Source organism: Dietzia sp. SLG310A2-38A2, from assembly GCF_014145095.1.
GTDB lineage: Bacteria > Actinomycetota > Actinomycetes > Mycobacteriales > Mycobacteriaceae > Dietzia.
Map to the genome: position 1 here is coordinate 9,030 of NZ_JAALDX010000273.1, position 5,436 is coordinate 14,465.

4 protein-coding genes and 1 pseudogene are annotated in these 5,436 nt (G+C 70.2%); all 5 read left to right on the forward strand.

Features of this window, described 5'->3' with window-relative positions:
* Window positions 1-38: 38 nt before the first annotated feature.
* Window positions 39-2,288 carry a 5-methyltetrahydropteroyltriglutamate--homocysteine S-methyltransferase gene (gene metE / locus G6027_RS09970; RefSeq protein WP_182637046.1) on the forward strand — a complete coding sequence of 750 codons (2,250 nt, stop codon included), beginning with the start codon at window positions 39-41 and terminating at the stop codon, window positions 2,286-2,288.
* Window positions 2,289-2,365: 77 nt separating this feature from the next.
* The gene (locus G6027_RS09975) at window positions 2,366-2,674 is read left to right on the forward strand and encodes a hypothetical protein (protein WP_182637040.1); all 309 of its coding nucleotides are present in this window, start codon (window positions 2,366-2,368) and stop codon (window positions 2,672-2,674) included.
* A gap of 89 nt (window positions 2,675-2,763) precedes the next feature.
* Complete coding sequence (locus G6027_RS09980) at window positions 2,764-3,972, forward strand: DUF445 family protein (RefSeq protein WP_182637041.1); 1,209 nt, start codon at window positions 2,764-2,766, stop codon at window positions 3,970-3,972.
* A 131-nt stretch (window positions 3,973-4,103) separates the two neighbouring features.
* Complete coding sequence (locus G6027_RS09985) at window positions 4,104-4,625, forward strand: helix-turn-helix domain-containing protein (protein ID WP_187702782.1); 522 nt, start codon at window positions 4,104-4,106, stop codon at window positions 4,623-4,625.
* Window positions 4,626-4,704: 79 nt separating this feature from the next.
* Window positions 4,705-5,436: pseudogene (locus G6027_RS09990) on the forward strand (hypothetical protein); the annotation flags it as partial.

Below are 5,436 nucleotides of genomic sequence, written 5' to 3' on the forward strand. Positions count from 1 at the left end.
TCGAGCGCTCGCACCTCGCGCTCAGCCGTGCGTCCAGCGTGCTGGGCTACCCGCGGATCGGCCCGCGCCGCGAGCTCAAACGCGCGCTGGAGCGGTACTGGCACGGCGACGGCACCCGGTCCGAACTCCTGGCCGTAGGGCGCCGGATCCGGGAGTCGACCTGGCAGGAACTCCGCGACACCGGGCTCACCCAGATCCCGGGCAACACCTTCTCCTTCTACGATCACGTCCTGGACGACGCCCTGCTGATCGGCGCCGTCCCGCAGCGCTTCCGGGACCTGGTCCGTGACCTGTCCCCGGTGGACACGCAGTTCGCGCTCGCCCGCGGCCGCGCGGACGTGGCGCCCCTGGAACTGGTCGCGCTCCAGGGCACCCCCTACCACTACCGCCAGCCCGAGTTCGAGGACACCTCCGTGCTGGGCCTGCGACCGGCGGAGTTGCTGGCGGAGGTCGCCCGCGCCCACGAGCTGGGGGTCGACATCCGGCCCGTGATCACCGGTCCGGTGTCGCTGCTGCTGCTGAGCAAGCCGGCACCCACCGCCGCCCCCGGCTTCCGGCCGATCGCGCTGCTCGACCGGGTGCTCGAGCAGTACGAGGCGTTGCTGGAGGCGCTGGCGGGGGCGGGCGTGACCTGCGTGCAGTTCGACGAGCCCTGCATGACCATGGAGCGCACGCCGACCGAGGTCGAGCAGGTCCGACATGCCTATGACCGGCTGTCGGCGTCCTCCACTCGTCCGCGGATCCTGGTGACGGGGCAGTACGGGGACCTGGCCGGGGCGCTGCCCGCCCTCGCGTCCACGGGGGTCGAGGCGATCGGTCTGGATCTGGTCCACGGGTACCGGCCCGCAGACGAACTCGCGGCGATCCCGGGGCTGGCGGGCAAACGGCTCTACGCCGGGGTGGTCGACGGCCAGAACGTGTGGCGCACGGACAAGTTCGAGGTCCTGGACTACCTGAGGCGGCTCAAGGCCACCTTCGCCGACCTGGTGGTCTCGACGTCCTGCACGCTGCTCCACGTTCCCTACGACGTCGGGGCCGAGGTGGACCTGCCGGCGGAGCTGGAGGACTCGCTGGCCTTCGCCCGGCAGAAGGTCGCGGAGGTGGTGTCTCTGGCCGACGCGCTGGTCGACGGGCCCACGCCGCGCTGGCGGCCGCTGCCGGTGCGGCCCAGTGCGCGCAGGGAGGACGTGCGTGCCAGGACGGCGTCGGTCGACGACGACGACAAGGTCCGCATGCCCTACGCGGAGCGGGCGCCTCTGCAGGCGGGGCGGTTGGGGCTGCCGATCCTCCCCACCGCGACCCTCGGCTCGTTCCCGCAGACGGTGCAGATCCGCAGGGCCCGCCGGGACCTGGCCGACGGCCGGATCGACTACGAGCGCTACTGCGGGTACCTGCGGGAGGAGATCGCCTCGGTGATCCGGCTGCAGGAGGACATCGGCCTGGACGTCCTGGTGCACGGCGAGGTCGAGCGCAACGACATGGTGCAGTACTTCGCGGAACTGCTCGACGGTTTCGCTGCGACCCGGCACGGGTGGGTGCAGTCCTACGGGTCCCGCTGCGTGCGTCCACCCATCCTGTACGGGGACGTGGCCCGGCCCGCGCCGATGACTGTCGAGTGGACGGGATACGCGCAGACCCTCACCGACCGGCCGGTCAAGGGGATGGTGACGGGCCCGGTGACGATGCTCGCACGGTCGTTCTGCCGGACCGACCTCGCGCTGCCCGAGGTGGCCACCCAGCTGGCCCTGGTGATCCGCGACGAGGTGGCGGACCTGGAGGAGGCGGGGCTGGCGATCGTGCAGATCGACGAGCCGGCCATCCGCGAACTGCTGCCGCGGCGCGGTGCGGACAGGCGCGCCTATCTCGAGTGGGCGGTGGCCACGTTCCGCCTCGCGTCGGCGGGGGCCCGGCCGGACACCCAGATCCACACCCACCTCAGCTATTCGTCGCTCCAGGTGATGAAGGAGGCGATCGAGGGTCTCGACGCGGATGTGACCGCGATAGTCGCGACCCGGTCGATCGACTGGGTCCTGGACGCCCTCACCGACCACACCCTCACGCGGCAGGTGGCCCCGGGCGTCTACGAGTCGAGATCGGGGTTCGTCCCGGACATCGACCTGCTGCACGAGAGGCTGCTCGAGGCGGTCGCGGCGGTGGGGGTGGACCGCCTCTGGGCGGTCCCGGACGGCGGGCTCAAGACCCGCTACACATGGCAGTTGGAGCCGAGTCTGCGCAACCTGGTCACCGCCGCGCGACGAATCCGCCGGGCGGTTGCCCGCGGGACCTGAGGTTCCAATAGAATCAGGGAAAGCAACTCCCGGGCCACCGAGTCCGGGATCGGGAGTAGACGAAAGAGGACGACATCATGGCTGGTCAGACCCTCGAGCACACCGGTGCTGCCATCGTCGAGGAGTACTACCCGAAGTACGCGACCGACGAGGTGCCGACCTACCCGCTGTACTCGACCGAGATCTACGCCGGTTCGGCCATCATGCTGCTGTCGATGAGCATGCTCGGTCTGCCCATCACGGCGCTCGCCTTCTACACCGACGACATGGACGTGTCCCTCGGACTGGTCGTGGCCGCGGTCGTGGCGACCGTCGTCGTCTTTATCCTCGGACTCGCGGTGTGCATGATCGGGTTCCGCAAGTACGGACGCAAGGACGCACACTGACGCTCGACCCGGTCACCGCGGCGGGCGGGCCCGCCCTGGTGGCGGGCGACCCGGCAACCGATGCGGAGCGCAGGTCTGCGCTCCGCCGCATGAAGCTGGTCGCGACGGGGTTCCTGGTCGTCGCCGGGATCATCTTCCTCTTTGCCGAGTACTCGCTGTCCAACGGCGCCGGGGCGTGGGCCGGGTACGTGCGCGCGGCCTCCGAGGCGGGCATGATCGGCGGACTCGCGGACTGGTTCGCGGTCACCGCGCTGTTCCGGCACCCGCTGCGGATCCCCATCCCCCACACGGCGCTGATCCCCAAGAAGAAGGACCAGCTGGGCACCTCGTTGGGCACCTTCGTCGGCGAGAACTTCCTCGATCCCGAGATGGTCAGCGAGAAGGTCCGCAGCGCCCGGATCCCCGCGCGGGCGGGCGAGTGGCTCCAGGATGAGGGCCACCGTGCGATCGCCTCCGACCAGGCGGCCAAGGCGATCCGGTCCGTCCTGGCGGTGCTCCGCGACGAGGACGCCACGGCGATCATCGAGCGGACCATCGTCGCTCGGATCGCCGAGCCGAAGTGGGGGCCGCCGGCGGGTCGAATCCTGGCCGAACTGCTCGAGGAGGGCCGTCACCTCCCCCTGCTCGACCTCATGGCCGACCGCACCCACGGGTGGGTCGAGGCCAACCCGGAGACCATTGACCGCTGGGTCCGCGAGAAGGCGCCCACCTGGGCGCCGCAGTTCGTCAACGAGCTGCTCTCCGACCGCGCCTACCGCGAACTGCGCGAGTGGACCTGGCAGATCAAGGTGGACAAGCAACACGCGGTCCGCCTCGCCCTGATCGGGTTCGTCGAGGACTTCGCCCGGGACCTCCAGCAGGACCCGGCCACCATGGACAAGCTCGAGATCTTCAAGGCGGAGGTGATGAGCCGCGAGGAGGTCCGTCGTGCCGCCGCCTCCGCCTGGACGGCGGCCAAGCGCATGATCGTCGAGGCCACCGAGGACTCCTCCTCGACCCTCCGGGTGAAGATCGACGACCTCCTGCGTCGGCTGGCCGACCTCCTGGTCGACGACGAGAAGGTCCGTGCGCGCCTCGACGACTACATGACGCGCACCGCGGCCTACGTGGCCGTGAACTATTCCGGCGAGGTGACCTCGATCATCGCGGACACGGTCGAGCGGTGGGACGCCGACGAGGCGTCCGAGAAGATCGAACTTCTCGCCGGTAAGGACCTGCAGTTCATCCGCATCAACGGCACCCTCGTGGGTGCCCTCGTCGGCCTGGTCATCCACCAGTTCACCCTGCTCGTCTTCTGATCCGGACCACCACGCCAGGCTCCGTGAGCCTGTGAGCCATCACACCGCCCGGACCGCTTGCTGTAGCTAGCACTGCTTGCTAGCGTTGTCCTCAGACGACGTGAGACGCACGGCGAGGGGAGGTGGACTCCATGGCCGAGAAGCGAGGCCGGGAGAACGGTCGAAAGGCCGAGACCACCTCCGCCCAGGCGGTCGAACCGACCGCCGCGACCCTCGCGCGGAGGGCCAAGCCGACCGGCGAGGTCCCCCGTCACGGCGACGTCGCCCCACAGGGTGACGACGACAAGCGCATCTCCGAGTCGCAGGACATCGGGTCGTTCATCCGCGCTCAGCGGGAGGCCGCCGAGGTGTCCATCCGGCAGCTCGCCGAGCGTGCCGGCGTCTCCAATCCGTATCTGAGTCAGATCGAGCGCGGGCTGCGCAAGCCGTCCGCGGAGGTGCTGGGCCAGATCGCACGAGGTCTGAGGTTGTCCGCCGAGGTGCTCTACGCCCGCGCCGGGATCCTCGAACTGAAGGAGGGGAGCCCGGTGAGGGACGCCATCCTCACCGCGCCCGACCTCACCGAGCGTCAGAGGGAGGTGCTCGTGGAGATCTACGAGTCGTTCCGATCGAACAACGCGACCGCCGCCGAACAGGTCGTCGACGTGCACTGAGCCCGTCCGACGGCGGCCCCGTAGGGCCACGCGACAACTTCACCCGATACACCTGCACGACAACGATCAAGGAGCCGACATGAGCCAGAAGAAGCCCGTTTCCAAGAAGACCCCCGCCCAGGCCGCCGCCGCGCAGGCCGAGTCGCAGACCAACCCCAAGGACAACGCGCCCGGCGGCCCGCTGGGCCAGGCGCTGTCCGCCGTGCGCACTCCGGTCTACGCCTACGTCGGCGTCAACGACCTCGCGGTCCAGGCCGTGTCCGGTCTGGTCTCCGACCTCCGTCGTCGCGCGGAAGAGGCCGTCACCGAGGCACAGACCAAGGTGAACGAGCGCGTGAGCGGAGTGCAGAACCGGGTGACGGAGCGCGTCGCCGACGTGCAGAACCGCGTCACCGAGGTCCCCGATCGCGTGCAGGCCCTGCCGTCCGAGGTCGAGGAGCTGGTCAACCGGTTCCGTCCCGATGAGTTGCGCAAGGTCGCCGACGCCTACGTCGAGGTCGCGGCCGGGATCTACGGTGGCCTCGCCGCCCGTGGCGAGGACGTGGTGTCCCGCCTTCGCGAGGAGAACCCGCAGCTCGAGGCCGGCCTGGCCCGCGTCAACGAGCAGGTCGCCCGCGCCGCCGGAGCCGTCGAGGAGCAGGTCGAGCTGAGCGAGGACGCGCTCGGTACGGTGGCTCGCCAGACCCGCTCAATCGGTGTGAAGGCCGCGGGCCGTGTGTCCAAGGCCGCCCGTCAGGCTGCCGAGGAGGCCGGAACCACCGCCGACAAGGCCGCCGACAAGGTCGAGGACGCCGCCGACAAGGCCGCCGAC

Bases quoted from the DNA above. Each gene is read 5' to 3' on its own strand.
- G6027_RS09975 (WP_182637040.1), top strand. From the start codon at position 2,366: ATGGCTGGTCAGACCCTCGAGCACACCGGTGCTGCCATCGTCGAGGAG.
- G6027_RS09980 (WP_182637041.1), top strand. From the start codon at position 2,764: ATGAAGCTGGTCGCGACGGGGTTCCTGGTCGTCGCCGGGATCATCTTC.
- G6027_RS09985 (WP_187702782.1), top strand. From the start codon at position 4,104: ATGGCCGAGAAGCGAGGCCGGGAGAACGGTCGAAAGGCCGAGACCACC.